The sequence below is a fragment of the Acidovorax sp. genome, from assembly GCF_034519795.1.
Taxonomy (GTDB): domain Bacteria; phylum Pseudomonadota; class Gammaproteobacteria; order Burkholderiales; family Burkholderiaceae_C; genus Acidovorax.
Genome location: NZ_JAXHOB010000008.1, coordinates 171,842 through 186,322, shown reverse-complemented (window position 1 = coordinate 186,322; position 14,481 = coordinate 171,842). Strand labels below are relative to the sequence as shown.

The 14,481-nt window shown below is 65.6% G+C and carries 16 protein-coding genes, 2 tRNA genes and 1 pseudogene; 4 read left to right on the top strand and 15 right to left on the bottom strand.

Annotated elements, in window-relative coordinates; genetic code table 11:
- Window positions 1-21: 21 nt before the first annotated feature.
- The 5 genes from U5N23_RS09175 to U5N23_RS09155 all read right to left on the bottom strand — a co-directional run bounded on the left by U5N23_RS09175 (window position 22) and on the right by U5N23_RS09155 (window position 4,990).
- Window positions 22-1,209 (bottom strand): fumarylacetoacetate hydrolase family protein, encoded by a 1,188-nt coding sequence (locus U5N23_RS09175; protein ID WP_322592503.1) that lies wholly within the window; start codon window positions 1,207-1,209, stop codon window positions 22-24.
- A gap of 114 nt (window positions 1,210-1,323) precedes the next feature.
- Entirely contained in the window at window positions 1,324-2,721 is a 1,398-nt protein-coding gene (locus tag U5N23_RS09170; RefSeq protein ID WP_322592502.1) for a HAMP domain-containing sensor histidine kinase, read from the bottom strand.
- Window positions 2,712-3,419 carry a response regulator transcription factor gene (locus tag U5N23_RS09165; RefSeq protein ID WP_322592501.1) on the bottom strand — a complete coding sequence of 236 codons (708 nt, stop codon included), beginning with the start codon at window positions 3,417-3,419 and terminating at the stop codon, window positions 2,712-2,714. The genes U5N23_RS09170 and U5N23_RS09165 overlap by 10 nt, the downstream gene beginning before the upstream one ends.
- Before the next feature lie 215 nt (window positions 3,420-3,634).
- Window positions 3,635-4,252: a TetR/AcrR family transcriptional regulator gene (locus U5N23_RS09160; RefSeq protein ID WP_322592500.1), complete on the bottom strand. Its 618-nt coding sequence runs from the start codon at window positions 4,250-4,252 to the stop codon at window positions 3,635-3,637.
- 129 nt (window positions 4,253-4,381) lie between these two features.
- Entirely contained in the window at window positions 4,382-4,990 is a 609-nt protein-coding gene (locus tag U5N23_RS09155) for an NAD(P)H-dependent oxidoreductase (RefSeq protein ID WP_322592499.1), read from the bottom strand.
- Between the two features lie 281 nt (window positions 4,991-5,271).
- On the opposite strand from U5N23_RS09155, the gene U5N23_RS09150 reads away from it, so the two are divergent.
- Together U5N23_RS09150 and U5N23_RS09145 are read left to right on the top strand one after the other, a co-directional pair.
- Window positions 5,272-5,589: a hypothetical protein gene (locus U5N23_RS09150; protein WP_322592498.1), complete on the top strand. Its 318-nt coding sequence runs from the start codon at window positions 5,272-5,274 to the stop codon at window positions 5,587-5,589.
- A 74-nt stretch (window positions 5,590-5,663) separates the two neighbouring features.
- Window positions 5,664-5,978, top strand: coding sequence for a hypothetical protein (locus U5N23_RS09145; protein ID WP_322592497.1), 315 nt, complete (start codon window positions 5,664-5,666; stop codon window positions 5,976-5,978).
- Between the two features lie 87 nt (window positions 5,979-6,065).
- Here the strand turns inward: U5N23_RS09145 and U5N23_RS09140 are convergent, their stop codons facing one another.
- Window positions 6,066-6,974 (bottom strand): DUF3800 domain-containing protein, encoded by a 909-nt coding sequence (locus U5N23_RS09140; protein ID WP_322592496.1) that lies wholly within the window; start codon window positions 6,972-6,974, stop codon window positions 6,066-6,068.
- Between the two features lie 91 nt (window positions 6,975-7,065).
- Here U5N23_RS09140 and U5N23_RS09135 point away from each other — a divergent pair, with 91 nt between their 5' ends.
- Window positions 7,066-7,323: a hypothetical protein gene (locus U5N23_RS09135; RefSeq protein ID WP_322592495.1), complete on the top strand. Its 258-nt coding sequence runs from the start codon at window positions 7,066-7,068 to the stop codon at window positions 7,321-7,323.
- Between the two features lie 87 nt (window positions 7,324-7,410).
- Here U5N23_RS09135 and U5N23_RS33095 read toward each other — a convergent pair.
- Window positions 7,411-7,890 (bottom strand): annotated as a pseudogene (locus U5N23_RS33095) (alpha/beta hydrolase); the annotation flags it as partial.
- Between the two features lie 300 nt (window positions 7,891-8,190).
- Entirely contained in the window at window positions 8,191-8,547 is a 357-nt protein-coding gene (locus U5N23_RS09130) for a hypothetical protein (protein WP_322592494.1), read from the bottom strand.
- 286 nt (window positions 8,548-8,833) lie between these two features.
- Between U5N23_RS09130 and U5N23_RS09125 the strand changes: the two genes are divergently transcribed.
- Window positions 8,834-9,646: a PilZ domain-containing protein gene (locus tag U5N23_RS09125; RefSeq protein ID WP_322592493.1), complete on the top strand. Its 813-nt coding sequence runs from the start codon at window positions 8,834-8,836 to the stop codon at window positions 9,644-9,646.
- Window positions 9,647-9,846: 200 nt separating this feature from the next.
- Here U5N23_RS09125 and U5N23_RS09120 read toward each other — a convergent pair whose 3' ends face one another.
- From U5N23_RS09120 to pgsA, 7 genes are all read right to left on the bottom strand, one after another.
- Window positions 9,847-10,275, bottom strand: a complete 429-nt coding sequence (locus tag U5N23_RS09120; protein ID WP_322592492.1) for a helix-turn-helix domain-containing protein — start codon at window positions 10,273-10,275, stop codon at window positions 9,847-9,849.
- Window positions 10,272-10,616, bottom strand: coding sequence for a type II toxin-antitoxin system RelE/ParE family toxin (locus tag U5N23_RS09115; protein ID WP_416208593.1), 345 nt, complete (start codon window positions 10,614-10,616; stop codon window positions 10,272-10,274). Before U5N23_RS09115 ends, U5N23_RS09120 begins: the two co-directional genes overlap by 4 nt.
- Window positions 10,617-11,022: 406 nt before the next feature.
- Window positions 11,023-11,098: transfer RNA gene (locus tag U5N23_RS09110), tRNA-His, on the bottom strand.
- Between the two features lie 51 nt (window positions 11,099-11,149).
- Window positions 11,150-13,078, bottom strand: coding sequence for a SurA N-terminal domain-containing protein (locus U5N23_RS09105; protein WP_322592490.1), 1,929 nt, complete (start codon window positions 13,076-13,078; stop codon window positions 11,150-11,152).
- Window positions 13,079-13,140: 62 nt separating this feature from the next.
- Window positions 13,141-13,216 (bottom strand) — tRNA-Val (locus tag U5N23_RS09100).
- Window positions 13,217-13,238: 22 nt separating this feature from the next.
- Window positions 13,239-13,511, bottom strand: a complete 273-nt coding sequence (locus U5N23_RS09095) for an HU family DNA-binding protein (protein WP_007858657.1) — start codon at window positions 13,509-13,511, stop codon at window positions 13,239-13,241.
- 391 nt (window positions 13,512-13,902) lie between these two features.
- On the bottom strand, window positions 13,903-14,469 hold the full coding sequence (gene pgsA / locus U5N23_RS09090) for a CDP-diacylglycerol--glycerol-3-phosphate 3-phosphatidyltransferase (RefSeq protein WP_322592489.1): 567 nt from the start codon (window positions 14,467-14,469) through the stop codon (window positions 13,903-13,905).
- Window positions 14,470-14,481: the final 12 nt, after the last annotated feature.

Genomic DNA, 14,481 nt, shown 5'->3' with positions numbered 1-14,481 from the left:
CCCCGGGGGTGCGCCCGGGGCTCAGGGCACGATGGGGTTGGCCAAAAAGCCCAGGTAGTCGGCCCGCATCAGCACGGTGTCGCCGGGCTGCAGGTGGGTCTTGTCGTTGCGCGCCTCGGTCAGCGAGCGCTCGACCACCAGGCGCGGGTTGGCCCAGCGCAGGCTGGCCAGCCACTCCACCACGCCGATGAACAGCTGGCGGCCCGAGGGCGGGCGAAAGGCCACGCCGTCGGTGGTGCCCGACAGCACCAGCGTGCGCGCCGGAATGCCCTGCTCGCCAATGGGCAGCCGGACCTGGCCCTCGCCGTAGCGGTACAGCCGGTTGCGGCGCGAGAACGACTCCTGCACCATCTGGTCGATGTCCCAGCTGAGGTCCTTGGGCAGCGCGATCTGCCGCAGCCGGCCATTGACGTACAGGCGCATGTCCAGCTTCTTGTAGAAGCTGCGCAGGTCGCGCGGCACCACGAACAGCGCCCCCACGGGCATGGGTGCCAGCGACTTGGCGCGCGAGAAGCCCTCGCCCGAGTGCGTGTCCGACAGGTCGATCTCGCGCAGCATCACCGCGCGGTCGGTGTAGTCGGATGCCAGCACCAGCCCATAGCTCTCCTTGCCGGCCCCCTGCGCCACCGGGCGCAGCGCGACGAAGCCCAGCTCGATCTCGTAGTCCAGCAGCGCCCCCGCCACCGGCACGGGCGCATTCCAGGGCTGGGCCGGCCGCAGCTTGGGGAAGACGAAGGGCTTCTCCAGCGTGGTCTCCTTGGCATGCTCGCGGTAGGTGCCGCCCATGGCGATCTGGGTTTCGGTGCCGTCAAAGGGCAGCACCAGTTGCGCGGCGTCCAGCGCCACGGCGGGCCCCGCCTGGCTGGCGATGGCCTCGTAGCTGGACTGCGCCCACAGGGTGATGGGGTCCGGCACGCTGCCCGCCTTCTGCAGTGCACTGATGTCCGTGCCCAGCACCCGGCCGTTCTCGTACTTCTCCACGCGCACCAGGCGCAGTCCCTGCGGCGTGCGGTAGCGCGCAAAGGTCAGGGCCTCGTCGGCAGGCGCCACCGCAACGCTGCCGAGCCGGGCGCCGTCGATGCGCTCGTTCATCTCCAGGTAGCGCGAGGTCGCGGGCGGCTCCTTCTGGCTGATGGCATGGAACCATGCCAGGAAGGTCAGTACCAGCAGCCCGCCCAGGGCCGCGCCAATGATCTTGCGTACGCGCATTGCATCCACCTCGTGTTGAAACAGGGGTGGATTTCAGCAGCCTGTGCGTGAAGCAAGCGTGAGCCCCGCCCGCGGGCTGCGCAGGCCTTGCGCGGGCCCGGAGCCGGTGCGCGCTCAGCGCAGGGGCGCGGGCGCCGGCACGCTGACGCGGGCCAGCGCAGACTGCGGCCCGATCTGCAGCACGAAAGTCCAGCCGAAGCGATCGCAGATGCGCTGCGAGATCAGGCAGCCCAGGCCGAAGCCCTGCTGCGGCTCGGGGGCTAGGAGCGTGCGCGGCAGAAGGCATCGAAGCGAAACGTCCGAAAACCGAGGATCGCTGGGTAGTACCGACAAGCCCAGGGTGGCCCCCTGGGCGCCGGAGGTGATACCCGGCGAGACAGGTTTGTCGGGCGTTGCAGCCGATGCTCCTTCTGCCGCGCACGCTCCTAGCGTGTTTTCCACGGTGATGGCGGTCGCGCTCAGCGTGACGGCGATGGGCGGCTCGCCGCCATGCACCACGGCGTTCTTGAGCAGGTTGCCGATGAGCACGTGCAGCACCGTCTCGGGCGCCGCCAGGCACAGCGGGGCCAGCTCTTTCACGGCGATCCGCCCGGCCTTCTCGGGCCCGTAGAAATGCGTGAACAGCTCCGCGACCCAGGCCTGGTCCACCACCACGGTCGCGGCGGCCGTGGCACCCGCGCCCCCGGCCTCCAGCGAGAGTTTCAGGAAGGTCTCGATCAGGGCATTCATGTCGCGCAATGCACGCTCGCCGCGCTGCAGGGCGGTGTGCTGGCGCTCGCTCGCCCCGTCGGCCAGGCGCTCGAGCACGGCCTGCATCACGGCCGCGGGCGTGCGCAGCTCGTGGCTGGCAAAGCGCGCGAAATTGCGCTCGCGCTCCAGCACGTCGGCCGTGCGCTGGAAGGCGCTGTTGAGCTGGCCCACCAGCACCGCCAGCTCGCGCGGCGCGCCCTCGGGCAGCGGCAGGGGCTCCAGGCTCTGCGGCGGCCGGGCATCGACCTGCATGCCGATCTGCGCAAGGGGTGCCGCAATGCGCCGCGCCCCGCGCGCGCACAGCCACAGCAGCAGGCCGGTGAACGGGATGATGCCCATGGCGTACCACGAGAACACCTGCCACTCCAGCGTCTCCTGCGGCTTGACCTCGGAGTGGTTCTCCACCACGTAGAAGGGCTCGCCCGCGGCCTCCTGGTGGGCCAGCACGAAGTAGTCGCGCGCGCGCGGCCCGAGCTCGAAGATGCCGCGCTCGCCGCTGCCCAGCATGGCGCGGATCTCTGGCGGCAGCAGCTCGTAGCGCGGGTAGAAGAAGGTCACGGGGTCGATCTGCACCGGCTCGGTCGCCGGCACCTGGGAGGCCCAGTATTCGCCGATGCGTGCCAGGCGGCGCTCGGTCTGGGCCTCGCTGCCCAGCTGCAGCGTGGCGGTGACGAGCACGGCGTTGACCACGAAGCTGGCCAGCATCAGCCCGACCAGCGTGTGCCACATGCGGGTGAAAAGCGTGCGCGCCTTCAGTCGCATGCCGGTGCCTCGATGCAGTAGCCGCGCTTGCCCTGGGTCTGGATCATGCCGCCGGCACCGGCCTTGTCCATGAGCTGGCGCAGCTGGTAGATATGCGCCCGCAGCGCGTCGGCCGAGGGGCGCTCGTCGTCGCTCCACACCGCCTTCTCCAGTTCATGGCGCGTGACCACGCGGGGGGCGTGGCGCAGCAGCATCTCCAGCAGCCGGGTCTGCAGCGGGGTGATGGTGAACTGGCCGCCGCTGCGTGCCAGCGTGACCTGGTTGCGGTTGAGGTCGAGCGTGAGCGCCGCGGAGCGCACCACGCCCGCATGGTCGGGCATGCACAGGTAGCGGCGTATGCCGGCCCGCACGCGGGCGATCAGCACCCGCATCTCGAAGGGCTTGACGATGTAGTCGTCCGAGCCGCCTTCGAGCCCGCGCACCACGTCCTCGGCGCAGCCCTGCGCGGTCATCATGAGGATGGGCGCGCGAAAGCCTTCACCACGCAGCCGCAGGCACACGTCCAGGCCGTTGATGCGCGGCAGGCCCACGTCCAGCACCACCGCGTCGTAGGGCGGCGACGCGCTGCGCGCCAGCCTGAGGGCCTCCTCGCCGTCGGCCGCATGGTCGGGCTCGAAGCCGGCGTCCTCCAGCGCCTCGTACACCAACGCCGCCAGATCGCGGCTGTCCTCCACCAGCAGCACCCGTTCATTGCCCATATGTGCCCTTGCCGAATCACCCGGGGGCGCATCCCCGCATGCCTGCCGATGGTCTCCTGAAGGGACGATCCCATCCAGCGCGCGGACCCTGCTGCCCCTGTTGTCCCGTTGCCTCTGTCAGCAGCTCGATGGCTGCAGCCATCGCAGATTACGCCACTTGAACCGTGAGGCAATCGTGAGAATCCCCCAGACCCGCTGCCGCGCCGTGCGACCGGTCACCGGCTGCGCTTGACCATCGCCACGATGGTCTCGAACAGCTCCACCTGCGCCGCCTCGGCGCTGATGTCACCGCCCACGGCCGCATCCGACAGCGCATCGGCCGCGCCCAGCACGGCCCACATGCCGGCGCGGGCAACGCCCTGGTCCCCCGCGAACGGGGCCAGGATGGCCAGGCACTTGGCGATGAAGGCCTCCTGGTACTGGCGCTTGACGGCCGCCATCTCGGGCGAGCCCTGCAGCGCCGCCAGCACCTGGGGTATCTCGCGCCCCTGGGTCAGCACGCACTGCACATAGGCCGCAGCAATGGCGCCGGCCTTGTCCTTGAGCGTGGGCCGCGCAGCGGCGATGGCGGCGTCCACCACCGCCGTCTGGCGCACGTCGAAATCCTGGTACAGCGCGGCCAGCAAGCCCTCGCGTGTGCCGAAGTGGTCGTACACCACGGGCTTGGTCACGCCCGCCTCTTCGGCCAGGCGCCCGAGCGTGAGGGCGTCGGCGCCCTCGGCGCGCAGCAGCGTCCACCCCACATCGAGCAACTGGCGCGCGCGCTCGTGCCGTGCCATGCGGCGGCGGGGTGCGGGCTCGGGCGGTGGGGCGGCAGGCGGGGTGCGGGGCATGGACTGCGGGGGACTTAGAGCGGCTAACAAAACTCTTCTGGCGTCGTTGCAGCGTCTTGTCGTACTGCTCGTACTGCCTGCGACGCAGCGCCTAGCCAGAACCGCTTCGCTGAGTTTTGTTAGCCGCTCTTAGGGTGACGGGACAAACAGGCTGCGGCCGAGCGCTTGCGCGGCCCTGAGGTGAGAAGCCACCGCCTCCTGCGTGGACGACTGTAGCAGCAGCCCGGAGCTGGCCACGCGCGCGCCGCAGTAGTCGAAGATGCCATGCTCGATCTGCGTCTTCATCGCGCCGGCATAGCCGCGCCGCCCATAGGTGCCCGCATCGGCCCCGCCAATGCCCAGCAGGTGCACCTGCAGGTGGCCGAGCTTCTTCGCCAGCTTGCCGCCCGCCCCTTCTTCGTAGGCATAGCCCTGGGTGAAGACGCGGTCGATCCAGCCCTTGAGCAGGGCCGGAAAAGACCACCAGTACACGGGGTACACCAGCACCAGCGCATCGGCCCGGTCCAGTCGCGCATGCTCGGCCGCCACGTCGGCAGGCGCCGGGGCCTGCTGGAGGTGCAGCGCCAGGTCGGCCGCGGTGAAGCGCGGATCGAACCCCTCGGCCGCCAGGTCGGCGATCTCCGTGGTGTGCTGCGGGCCCGGCTGGCCGGCCTGGGCTGCGCCCTGCGCCACCTGGGCGGCCACGGCATGGGTCAGGGAATTGCGGTCAGGGTGCGCAACGACGATGAGTGCGTGCATGGGAAGAACTCCATTGGATTGCTATATACCCATGGTAACTTACCATTGGTATATAAAGGATCCCATGGAACTTCACCCCCAGCGCCGCTGCGGGTATCGCAGTCAGCGGCTGGTGCAGGAGGCAAAGGGAAGGCAAAGCCGCACCATCAGCCGCAGTGCTCCAGCTTCCGGGCCAGATTCCGGGCCAGATGTAAGCGGCGTGTCCGTCCGCGACAAACGCCGCCGCAACGGGCATGGGTGCCTTCGCCGCTGCTACATTGGGGCGAGGAGATGCCCCACCGATGAGCCGCAAAACCGCCGCCTACCTGCGCCAGCCCGCCGTGCAGATCGCCTGCCTCATGCTGTTTGCCCTGGCGCACCCGGCCATCCTTTTCGACGACCGCCAGCCCGTGCTGGCCTGGGTGTCGGCCTGGGCCATTCCCATGGCGTTCGCGCTGTCCGCCTGCGCGCTGCACGCGGCCCTGCGGCAAGGGCGCTCGCCGGCCGCCTGGCCCGGGCGCTTTGCGGCGGTGGCCTGGGTGATGATGGTGCTGTCGATGGTGCTGTCGATGGTGTGGCCGTGGACGGAGCAGTGGAGCCAGCGCCTGCAGGGTGCGTAGCCATCCATGGATGGCCGCCCCGCTGCCCTAAAATCGGCCCGAACCGCCCCGTCGGGCGGCACAGACATGCACCGATGACGACGAGCCCCCAGCACACCATTGTGGACCGCGAACTGTTCACCCAAGCCCTGCGCCACATGGGCGAAGAAGACCTGCTCTACCTCAACCGCATGGTGATCGAACGCCTGAACCTGCTGGCCCAGGCCAAGAGCACCGTGGCGCTGGCCCAGTTCGCCGAAGGCGACCGGGTGCAGTTCACCGCCACCGATGGCAGCGTCAAACAGGGCATCGTGCTGCGCCTGAACAAGAAGACCGCCAGCGTGCGCACCGACGAAGGCCAGGGCTGGAAGGTCTCGCCGGGCTTGCTGCGCAAGGTGGGTGCGGGGTGAGGTTCCTGGTATCGCGGTGGTGGATGTGCGGGCGTGGGCGCTGCCGGTCGTGATTGCATTTCTGCACAGTTTGGCTAAACTCGCAAACTAAGTGGATTGGGGGTTCCCGGTCGGCGCTACAGCCTCGGTGGGTTCATCGGGGCTTTTCGCTTTCTGGGGTGGATAGACCATGAGACCGACGTTCTCATAGCCTGCTCCTACCTGCGAACGCCCCCCAACGCAAAAGAATTTGTTCCTCAACATATCAAACGCCTTGTTGGGCTGATCTGGCCGGATGTAGTTCAACCCCACTGGCCGTGCCACCAAATCAGCCAACTGCAGCCCTGCCAGGTTGGTTTTCTTGTCCGCGAACACGACGTCAAATGGCAGTACGCGGTTACCGGGGTTGTCGCCATCGCAGATGCGACGAAATTCAAGCTCCAATTCAGCGTCCTCTTTCTTTCCCCGGCACTCCACTACAACATGGGTCTTGAGTTGATCCTGGCATTTTTCGGCCAGGAACCCACGTAGCGCCTCCAGACAGATGCCAAGTGCAATGTGGTACGGGTTGGAAGCAGAGCCCGTACTCCGGTTCAAACGGGCCTTGTCCACCACGCAAGTGATGAGAACAAAGTTGCTGGCATCCATGATCGAGGACAGTCCCGCCATGAACTGATCCCGTGTCGGGCGGTGACTCAGAAACGCAAAGTCGCCTTTCTGCTTGCGAATCTCGTTCTCGTGGAGCACCACGCTGTCATGTCCAAAGTAATTGAACTTGAATTTTTCGACTGCTGGAATTATTTTCTCTGCGTAGTGGCGTTTGTAAAAAATGCACAGTGCCAAAACAAATACGGGGTATTCTTTGTCGATGCTTGCAAGAGAATGGTCACCACTTTCATCCACATAAACCACAAAATCGCTGAAGCGACGCGCTGCCATCGGATCACGGGGGCTCGGCTCCACCGGAATGGCTTCAACGGATTCAAACAGCGCGTATTGGGTACCTGGTGTGATCATTCGCCTCATCCTCTAACCAGGAAGGCCGCGTCGAATCTATCTCCGCTTCGCGCCGATGGCAGACAGCGCATCAGCAGCAGCCACGGGCCCCATGCAATTGAACCGTTTCGAGGGCAGCGGCGCTGCCGACGCCATGTCATTGCCATATCTCTCGAAGAAAGCTGGCTTGGCGACCGAGCACGCCATCGCGAGTTGGCCTGTCAAGCACGTGACCCTGCCCTTCCAAAGCCACAAGGTCGCACCGGCTTGCAAAACCTCGCGCTCGCTCGCAGAACAATCTACTCCGCTCAATCGGGGTGGTCTTGTCTGCGTCGCCCTGCGTGATGAGCGTGGGAGCAATGCTTCTTGACAAAGTGTGAGTGGGTGACAGAGACGCAGGTGCTCCATGCCCTTTCATCAGATCACGAAAGAGTCCGTCCGCGGCGGCGTCAACCACGGGTGAGACAAGCAGCAATGCATCAGGACCGCCATTGCCGAAACTACCCTCTGCAGTACCGCAGCCAACCGTCGCCGCAGACGCCACGAGCTGCCCACTTGAGGAAATTCCCCAGAGCGCAATCCGGGATGGCGCGAGACCGAGCTTTTTGGAATTCTTTCTCAGGAACGCTATTGCATGGCAAAGGTCGGAGAACGATTCGACTGGCGAGCTTGTTTTGTCCACAAGCCTGTACTCAAGAACCACGGACACAAACCCTTCGGCAGCGAAGTGTCGCGCAGATCTGAAGAGCTGTTCCGGTCTGCCGCGCGACCACGCACCCCCTTGCACAAAGAGGATGGCGGGTCGTGCGTTACCCGGGGCGCCTGAAGGAGAAAACTCGAATATTCGGAGATCGCTGCCCGCAACGTTCCGGTACACCAAGGAATTGGGAGCCGCGGCGCGATCAACAGCTCCTTCTGCAGTCTCTGCGAAAGTCATTGCAGCAAAAGACGCAAGCGACACAGTGCACAGCGCATGAAAAAGGCGCGATATCCCACGGCATGTGTCGCTCATCGAATGTCTCCTCCTGGCCGCAACTCTAGCTGCTCGCGCCCGTCCCCTGTATCACCCAAGAAGGCGACTCAGCGACGCTGAACAGATACCCATCGTCAGCGACCTGGGAATGCCCACAAGAGCCGATCTCTGCGCCCGGTTCCCTCCGTTCCCGCCGTCCAGCTCCATTCGCCACGACTGTCCCGCAGTGACCGAAATACGCAGGGCCCGGTGCGGGCAGCCGCCCTACAACCCAATCTTCGCCTCGTTGAAGCACTGCACCTCGCCGCGCTCGCGCTGGCGGCCCAGGGCAGTCTCTGCGTCCTGGGTCAGCTCGCAGCGCGTGCCCTGCCCGAGCTGGTGGCAGTGGTCCGCCTTGCGGGCCCGGGCGCCCGCGCCCACGGCGTCGAGGCAGCGCGCGTAGGTGGCGGTGCGCTGCACCTCCCGGGCGTGGGCCTCGGCGCGCTGCTGGGCCTGCAGCGCGTTCTGCTGCGCCTGCTCGCCGGGCAGGACCACGGCGTGGTGGTAGAGCGCACTGCCCCCGGCCACCGCAACCAGGCCCAGCGCCACCACCGTGCAGACGATCATCGTCCTTGCGTTCACGCCCATCACTCCCCATGAGGGGCTCCCCCCTGATGCAGAAACACTCTAGCACCCGGCCCGCAGCGCCGCCATGACCCGAAAAGGTGGAATGCCGGGGATTTCAGGGGCACAAGAACCCCGCTCGCCACAGGGGGGCCACGGCTCGGGCGGCCAGGGGCGACGGTGGATGCGGCTATCATCGCCCGGATGCCGGCTTGTGCCGCCGCGCAGGTCAACGCGCCCGGCTGCGGCCCGCCTGCGACAGGCTGGCCCGCTTCATGGCCCCACGTGAATGCACATGGCAAACATGCTCCCATTCCTCAAGAAAAATCCGCCCGCCCAGCCATCCGCCGCATCGGCCCTGCCGGTGATCGAGCCGATCGGCGCCGATGTGGACACCCGGCCCTTTCGCGTCACCGACCCGCACTACATCGCCATGGCGCTGCAGGCGCTGGCCGATGACGGCGACCTGGTGTGCCTCCACCCCAGTGCCGGGGAGCCCAGCCTGCCGGGCCGCATCACCGAGGTGCGGCCACAGGCCGGCCAGTTCGTGGTCGAGATCGAGGTCAAGGGCGCGCGGGCGCCGCAGCCGCAGCCGGGCTCCGTGCTGCTGGTTGCCATGCCCCTGGGCATCGCGCTGCAGCTCCGGACCAGCGGCCACTGGGCAGACACCCTGCCCGGCGCCCCGCTGCAGCTGGTGGCCGCGCTGCCGGACCACATCATCCACCTGCAGCGGCGCCGCTTTCCGCGCCTGGAGACACCGCTCGGGCAGCCGTTTCGCGCCGAGTTCATGCTGTACGGCGAGACTTTCTCCATGGGTGTGGACGACGTGTCCATCGGCGGCCTCGGCCTGCGCGCCTCGGCGCACGAAGGCCGCCTGCTCATGCCCAGCCAGCAACTGCGGCGCGTGCGCGTGGAGCTGGGCCACGGCGCCACCCCCCTGGTGGTCGACCTCGAAGTGCGCTCGCGCCGTGCCTTCCGCTCCTTCCTGGCGGGCGAGCAGCTGCATTTCGGCTGCCGCTTCCTGGACCTCACACCCGCAGACCATGGGGAGCTGCAACTGCGCCTGGACCGGCTCGATGCAGAAAGAACGCGGGCGGCGCCGCCCAGGCTGGGCTGACGGCAGCGGCTGGCGCCTGCGGGGCCCCCTCCTGCTGCCCGCCCTGCAATCGCACCGCCAGAAGCGCCATGGCAAGACGGGCGGATGGCTGGCCACCCGCAACCTCAAGCCAAAGCGGGGCCAAGGGGGTGATACCCGGCGCGACTGGCTTATCGGGCGTTGAAGCGGATGACCCCCTTCGCCACACAAGTCCCCGCTCGTCAGGTGATTGAAGTTCCTTCGTGCTTGGCCTTGCTGGCAGAACCGGCTACCGGCTTGCGCGCTCCACCGGACGCGCGCGCACGCTGCGGCGCCGATGGCTTGGCGAGGGAGCTCAGGCTGTCGAGCATGATCACGGTGCCCGCGCCCGTTCTGACGGTCACGGCCAGTTCTCCGCCCATGGCTTCCACATACTTGCGCAGCGTCGAGAGCAGCAGGTCCGACCGTTTTTCCAGCTGAGCCACGGCGTTCTGCTTGACGTTGAGCACACGCGCCACTTCGTCCTGTGTCTTGGTCAGTGCAGTGCGGACCTCCGCCAGGGAGTCCGCATGGCAAATCATTTCCTCGGCCAGGAGGCTCGCCTTGCTTTGAATGCGCTTTTGATCCTCGGGGGAAAACTCTTCGATGATGCTTTGCAGTGTGGTGCTCATGGTGATCCCTTCTTGGCCTTGGCGAGCTTCTTCAGGTGCGCGTCGAACCGCTTGTCCGCCACCTTGATCAGCGCCCTGTAGAACGCGGCCTCGTCCTGCCCCTGCTTGTCGCCGGCCACCAGTACATAGGCCCTTCGCTGGGGGTCGAATGCGAAGGCCGCCCGCCAGATCTCAGCGCCATGGTGGGCCTTGAACCGCAGCTCCTTCATGTTGTCGTGCTTCGATCCGTTGAGCGTGTCGACATGAGGCCGTCCCGTCTTCGGCCCTGCCAGCTCGATGGCCCTGGCAGCCGCAGCCAGTTCGAGACGCACTTCCGGGTCGAACGCACGGAATTCCGGCAGGAACTCATCATGGAAGACGACCTCCCACTTTGTGGGGGCAGCCTGTGCAACAGTCGCGGATGCCGGCGACGATTTTCTGGATACTCTCGCCACAATAACTTTAACGTGATATCACTTTAAAATTATCCCACAAGCAGAGCATGGCTGTCAGAAATCGTGTGGTCCAGGCATGCCTTGCCCACGAACCTGCGAGGCTCAAGCCTGGTCCACTGAAGCCGAGAAATCGGCTGTGCTCCGGGGTGGCAGGGTGAGGGCCTGGCAGGGCCGCCAAGGCCGACGACCGCACGCAGTCGGGTGACGCGCCGAAAATCGCTTTGATTTCCCACGGTGGGAAATTCGGGCTATATGCGCATCCAGTGCGCTACAAAAAAAATAGCGCCAGACCGAAGTCTGGCGCTATGCATTCTGGGGTGGCTGATGGGGCTCGAACCCACGACAACAGGAATCACAATCCTGGACTCTACCAACTGAGCTACAGCCACCGTTTGAGAATCAAATTATAACCTGGGTTTTCACCCCCGGCGCCAAATTCTTCAATTTTCCGTCTGGGTGATGGTGAACTCCGAGGGACGGGGCACCTTCATCTCGACATTGAAGCGCTCCTTGAGCATTTCGTAATACGCCACGCCCTCGGCCGTGCTCCACCACTGCATGAGCTGCAGGCGCTCTTGCTGGGCGCGCTGCGCCTCGGGCTTGTCGCGCGGCACGATGCGGTTGACCTTGACCACGGCAAAGCCCTGGCCGGCGCCCAGGTCCACGCTGGTCCAGGCGGGCAGCTTGTCGGCGTTGGCGCGCAGGGCGGCGTCGATCAGCGGGCGCGAGAAGTTCATGGGCGTGTCGCGGGCGATCACGGCGGGGGCCGTGAGGCCGCTGGCGGTGTCGGGCTTGGCGGTGTACTCGGCCAGCTTGGCCTCGCCTTCCTTGCGCGCCAGCTCGGCCGCCTTCTCGGCCACGTACAGCGTGCGCACCTTGTCGCGCACCTTGTCCAGCGGCAGGGTCTCGGCCGGGGTGTACGAGGTGATGCGGCCCGATGCCATCTGGCTGGGGCCTACTTCCACGGCTTCGGTGTTGCGCTTGTTCTGCACCGAATCGGAGGAGAACAGGGCTTCGAGGAACTTGGCGTTGGCGAACGGGCCGGTGGCGCCGGGCACGGGGGTGCGGGTCACGCCATTGGCGGTCTGCACCTTGAGCTTGAGCTTCTCGGCCACGGGGGCCAGGCTGTCGGCCTGCTCGTACACGCCGTTGGCGAACGCCTCGGCCACTTCGGCGTACTTGCGCTGGGCCTGCTGGGCCTTGAGGTCTTTTTCGATGCCGGGGCGCATTTCTTCGAACGGCGGCACGCGCGAGGGCTTGATGTCGGTGACCTGGATGATGTGGTAGCCGAAATCGGTTTCCACCACATCGCTGATATCGCCCTTCTTGAGGCCGAAAGCCGCATCTTCGAAAGGCTTGACCATGTCGTTGCGGCCGAAGAAGTTCAGGTCACCGCCTTGCGCGGCCGAACCGTCCTGCGAATTCTTCTTGGCCACATCGGCAAAGGTGGCCGGCGCCTTGCGCACCTGCTCCAGCAATTCGGTGGCGCGTGCCTTGGCCTTTTCGCGCTCGGCAGCGGGCGTGTCCTTGCCGGCCTTGATCAGGATGTGGCTGGCACGGCGCTCTTCCTTGGAACCCAGGGTCGCTGCGTTTTCCTTGTAGTAGGTGCGCAGGTCGTCTTCGTTCAACGTGATGCTGTCGCGCACGGTGTCCAGGCTCAGCACCAGGTACTCGACGTTGGCCGATTCGAGCTGCTTGAACTGGTTGGGGTGGGCCTTGTAATAGGCCTCCAGATCCGCATCGGTGGGTGTGACCTTGGCGGCGAAGTCGGCGGCGTTGAAGCGCGCGACCTGGATCTCGCGGCGCTGGTAGAGCGCGTCGAGCGACTGGCCGACCTGTGCATCGGTCACGAAGGCCGAGCCGACCACGCCACCCAGGATCTGGTTGACCGACAGGTCGTTGCGCACGCGTGCCTCGAAGCCTGCGGGCGTGAGGCCCTGGCTGGCGACCAGGGCACGGTAGCCTTCGGTGTCCATGGTGCCGTCGGGGCGCTTGAGCGCGGCGATCTGCGGGATCTCGGCCAGGCTGCGTGCCAGGCGGGCATCGCTGGTGATCATGTGCATCTTCTGCGCGGCAGCGGCCAGCACGCGCTCGCGCACCATGCGCTCGAGCGTGGCATAGCGGGCGCCCGCCGAATCGAGCATCTTCGGGTCCATGGTGGGCTGCTGCGCGCGGATGCGGTCGCTCTCGGCGCGGTGCGCGTTGTCCCATTCGGTTTGCGTGATCTTGTTGCCATCCACACGGGCAACCACGGTGCTCTTTTCAGAGAAGTAGTTGCTGTCGATGCCTACCAGCACAAACGAGGGAATGACCAGCAAGAACAACAAGAGCATCATGATCTTGGAGTGCTTGCGGATGGATTCAAACATGATCGAACTTTCAGTGACAAAAAACAAAAAGGCGAACTTGCGTTCGCCTTCGTGTTCGGTGGTGGTGGGTCCTGACGGTCTCGAACCGCCGACCTACTCCGTGTAAAGGAGCCGCTCTACCAACTGAGCTAAGGACCCCGCCTCAACAACAAACGTGTCTTCAGTTCAAGGCGTCTTTCAGAGCCTTGCCTGGACGAAACTTCGGCACTTTAGCAGCTTTGATCTTGATCGTATCGCCCGTACGGGGATTACGGCCCGTGCGCGCAGCGCGCTTGCCCACGGCAAAGGTGCCAAAACCGACGAGCGAAACGGTGCCGCCCTTTTTCAGGGTCTTCTTGACGGCCTCGATCGTGGATTCCAGGGCACGCGCTGCAGCGGCCTTGGAGATGTCGGCGTTGTTAGCGATGTGCTCGATCAGTTCGGTTTTGTTCACAAGAAGCCTCTCGGGAAAAGCGTTGATGAATGAAGTGTGTCTTGGGGTATCTGGTCTTCACACGTCAGAAGGCTCAACCGAGGGAGGCTGGATGTCTGCAGACGGGGGAATGACTGGCGTACACAGCAGGGGCTGCTGCATCAGATTAAAGCCATCGACTTTCAAGGTGTCAATACAACACGCCGTATTGCAACAGCGTTGGGTTGAATTCTAGTCGTATTTCACGCCCTGGCCGGGCTTGCGGCGCGCTTTTGTCTCAAACGCGCCGTATGCGCGCGATTCCCGATTGACAGCCGCAGCCCCTGTGAACAGGGCCCGATGCGTGCCCCGAAAAGGGGCATGCACCACACGCGCAGCCATGCCGATTTGCGATTTCGGATAGACGAAAAACTCACTTCACACGGGCGCGGATTTCGGGCAATGCTTTCTGCAGGTAGTACACCATGGACCACACGGTGAGCACCGCCGAAGCCCAGATCAGCCAGGTGCCCCACACGCCCGTATCGATGACGCCCAGGAGGCGCCCGTCGTACAGCAGGAAGGGGATGGCCACCATCTGCACCGTCGTCTTGACCTTGCCGATCATGTGCACGGCCACGCTCTTGCTGGCCCCGATCTGGGCCATCCACTCGCGCAGGGCCGAGATGGCGATCTCGCGCCCGATGATGATCAGCGCCACGAACACGTCGGCGCGCTGCAGATGCACCAGCACCAGCAGCGACGCGCACACCAGGAACTTGTCGGCCACCGGGTCGAGGAAGGCGCCGAAGGACGAGGTCTGGTTGAGCTTGCGCGCCAGGTAGCCGTCGAGCCAGTCGGTGGCAGCGAACACCACGAACATCACGGTGGCGATGAGGTTGCGCATGCCCGGGTCGAGCGGCGCATAGAACACCCCCACGATCAAAGGTATCGCGACGATGCGCGTCCACGTCATCAAGGTGGGGATGGTCCAGAACATGCGCCGATTGTG

What these genes read in the sequence shown, in the direction of transcription:
- U5N23_RS09160 (WP_322592500.1), bottom strand. Translation starts at nt 4,252, where the DNA reads ATGCCCCGCACCCCGCCTGCCGCCCCACCGCCCGAGCCCGCACCCCGC.
- U5N23_RS09145 (WP_322592497.1), top strand. Translation starts at nt 5,664, where the DNA reads ATGACGACGAGCCCCCAGCACACCATTGTGGACCGCGAACTGTTCACC.
- U5N23_RS09150 (WP_322592498.1), top strand. Translation starts at nt 5,272, where the DNA reads ATGAGCCGCAAAACCGCCGCCTACCTGCGCCAGCCCGCCGTGCAGATC.
- U5N23_RS09105 (WP_322592490.1), bottom strand. Translation starts at nt 13,078, where the DNA reads ATGTTTGAATCCATCCGCAAGCACTCCAAGATCATGATGCTCTTGTTG.
- U5N23_RS09125 (WP_322592493.1), top strand. Translation starts at nt 8,834, where the DNA reads ATGCTCCCATTCCTCAAGAAAAATCCGCCCGCCCAGCCATCCGCCGCA.
- U5N23_RS09120 (WP_322592492.1), bottom strand. Translation starts at nt 10,275, where the DNA reads ATGAGCACCACACTGCAAAGCATCATCGAAGAGTTTTCCCCCGAGGAT.
- U5N23_RS09155 (WP_322592499.1), bottom strand. Translation starts at nt 4,990, where the DNA reads ATGCACGCACTCATCGTCGTTGCGCACCCTGACCGCAATTCCCTGACC.
- pgsA (WP_322592489.1), bottom strand. Translation starts at nt 14,469, where the DNA reads ATGTTCTGGACCATCCCCACCTTGATGACGTGGACGCGCATCGTCGCG.
- U5N23_RS09170 (WP_322592502.1), bottom strand. Translation starts at nt 2,721, where the DNA reads ATGCGACTGAAGGCGCGCACGCTTTTCACCCGCATGTGGCACACGCTG.
- U5N23_RS09175 (WP_322592503.1), bottom strand. Translation starts at nt 1,209, where the DNA reads ATGCGCGTACGCAAGATCATTGGCGCGGCCCTGGGCGGGCTGCTGGTA.
- U5N23_RS09135 (WP_322592495.1), top strand. Translation starts at nt 7,066, where the DNA reads ATGCAATTGAACCGTTTCGAGGGCAGCGGCGCTGCCGACGCCATGTCA.
- U5N23_RS09165 (WP_322592501.1), bottom strand. Translation starts at nt 3,419, where the DNA reads ATGGGCAATGAACGGGTGCTGCTGGTGGAGGACAGCCGCGATCTGGCG.
- U5N23_RS09140 (WP_322592496.1), bottom strand. Translation starts at nt 6,974, where the DNA reads ATGATCACACCAGGTACCCAATACGCGCTGTTTGAATCCGTTGAAGCC.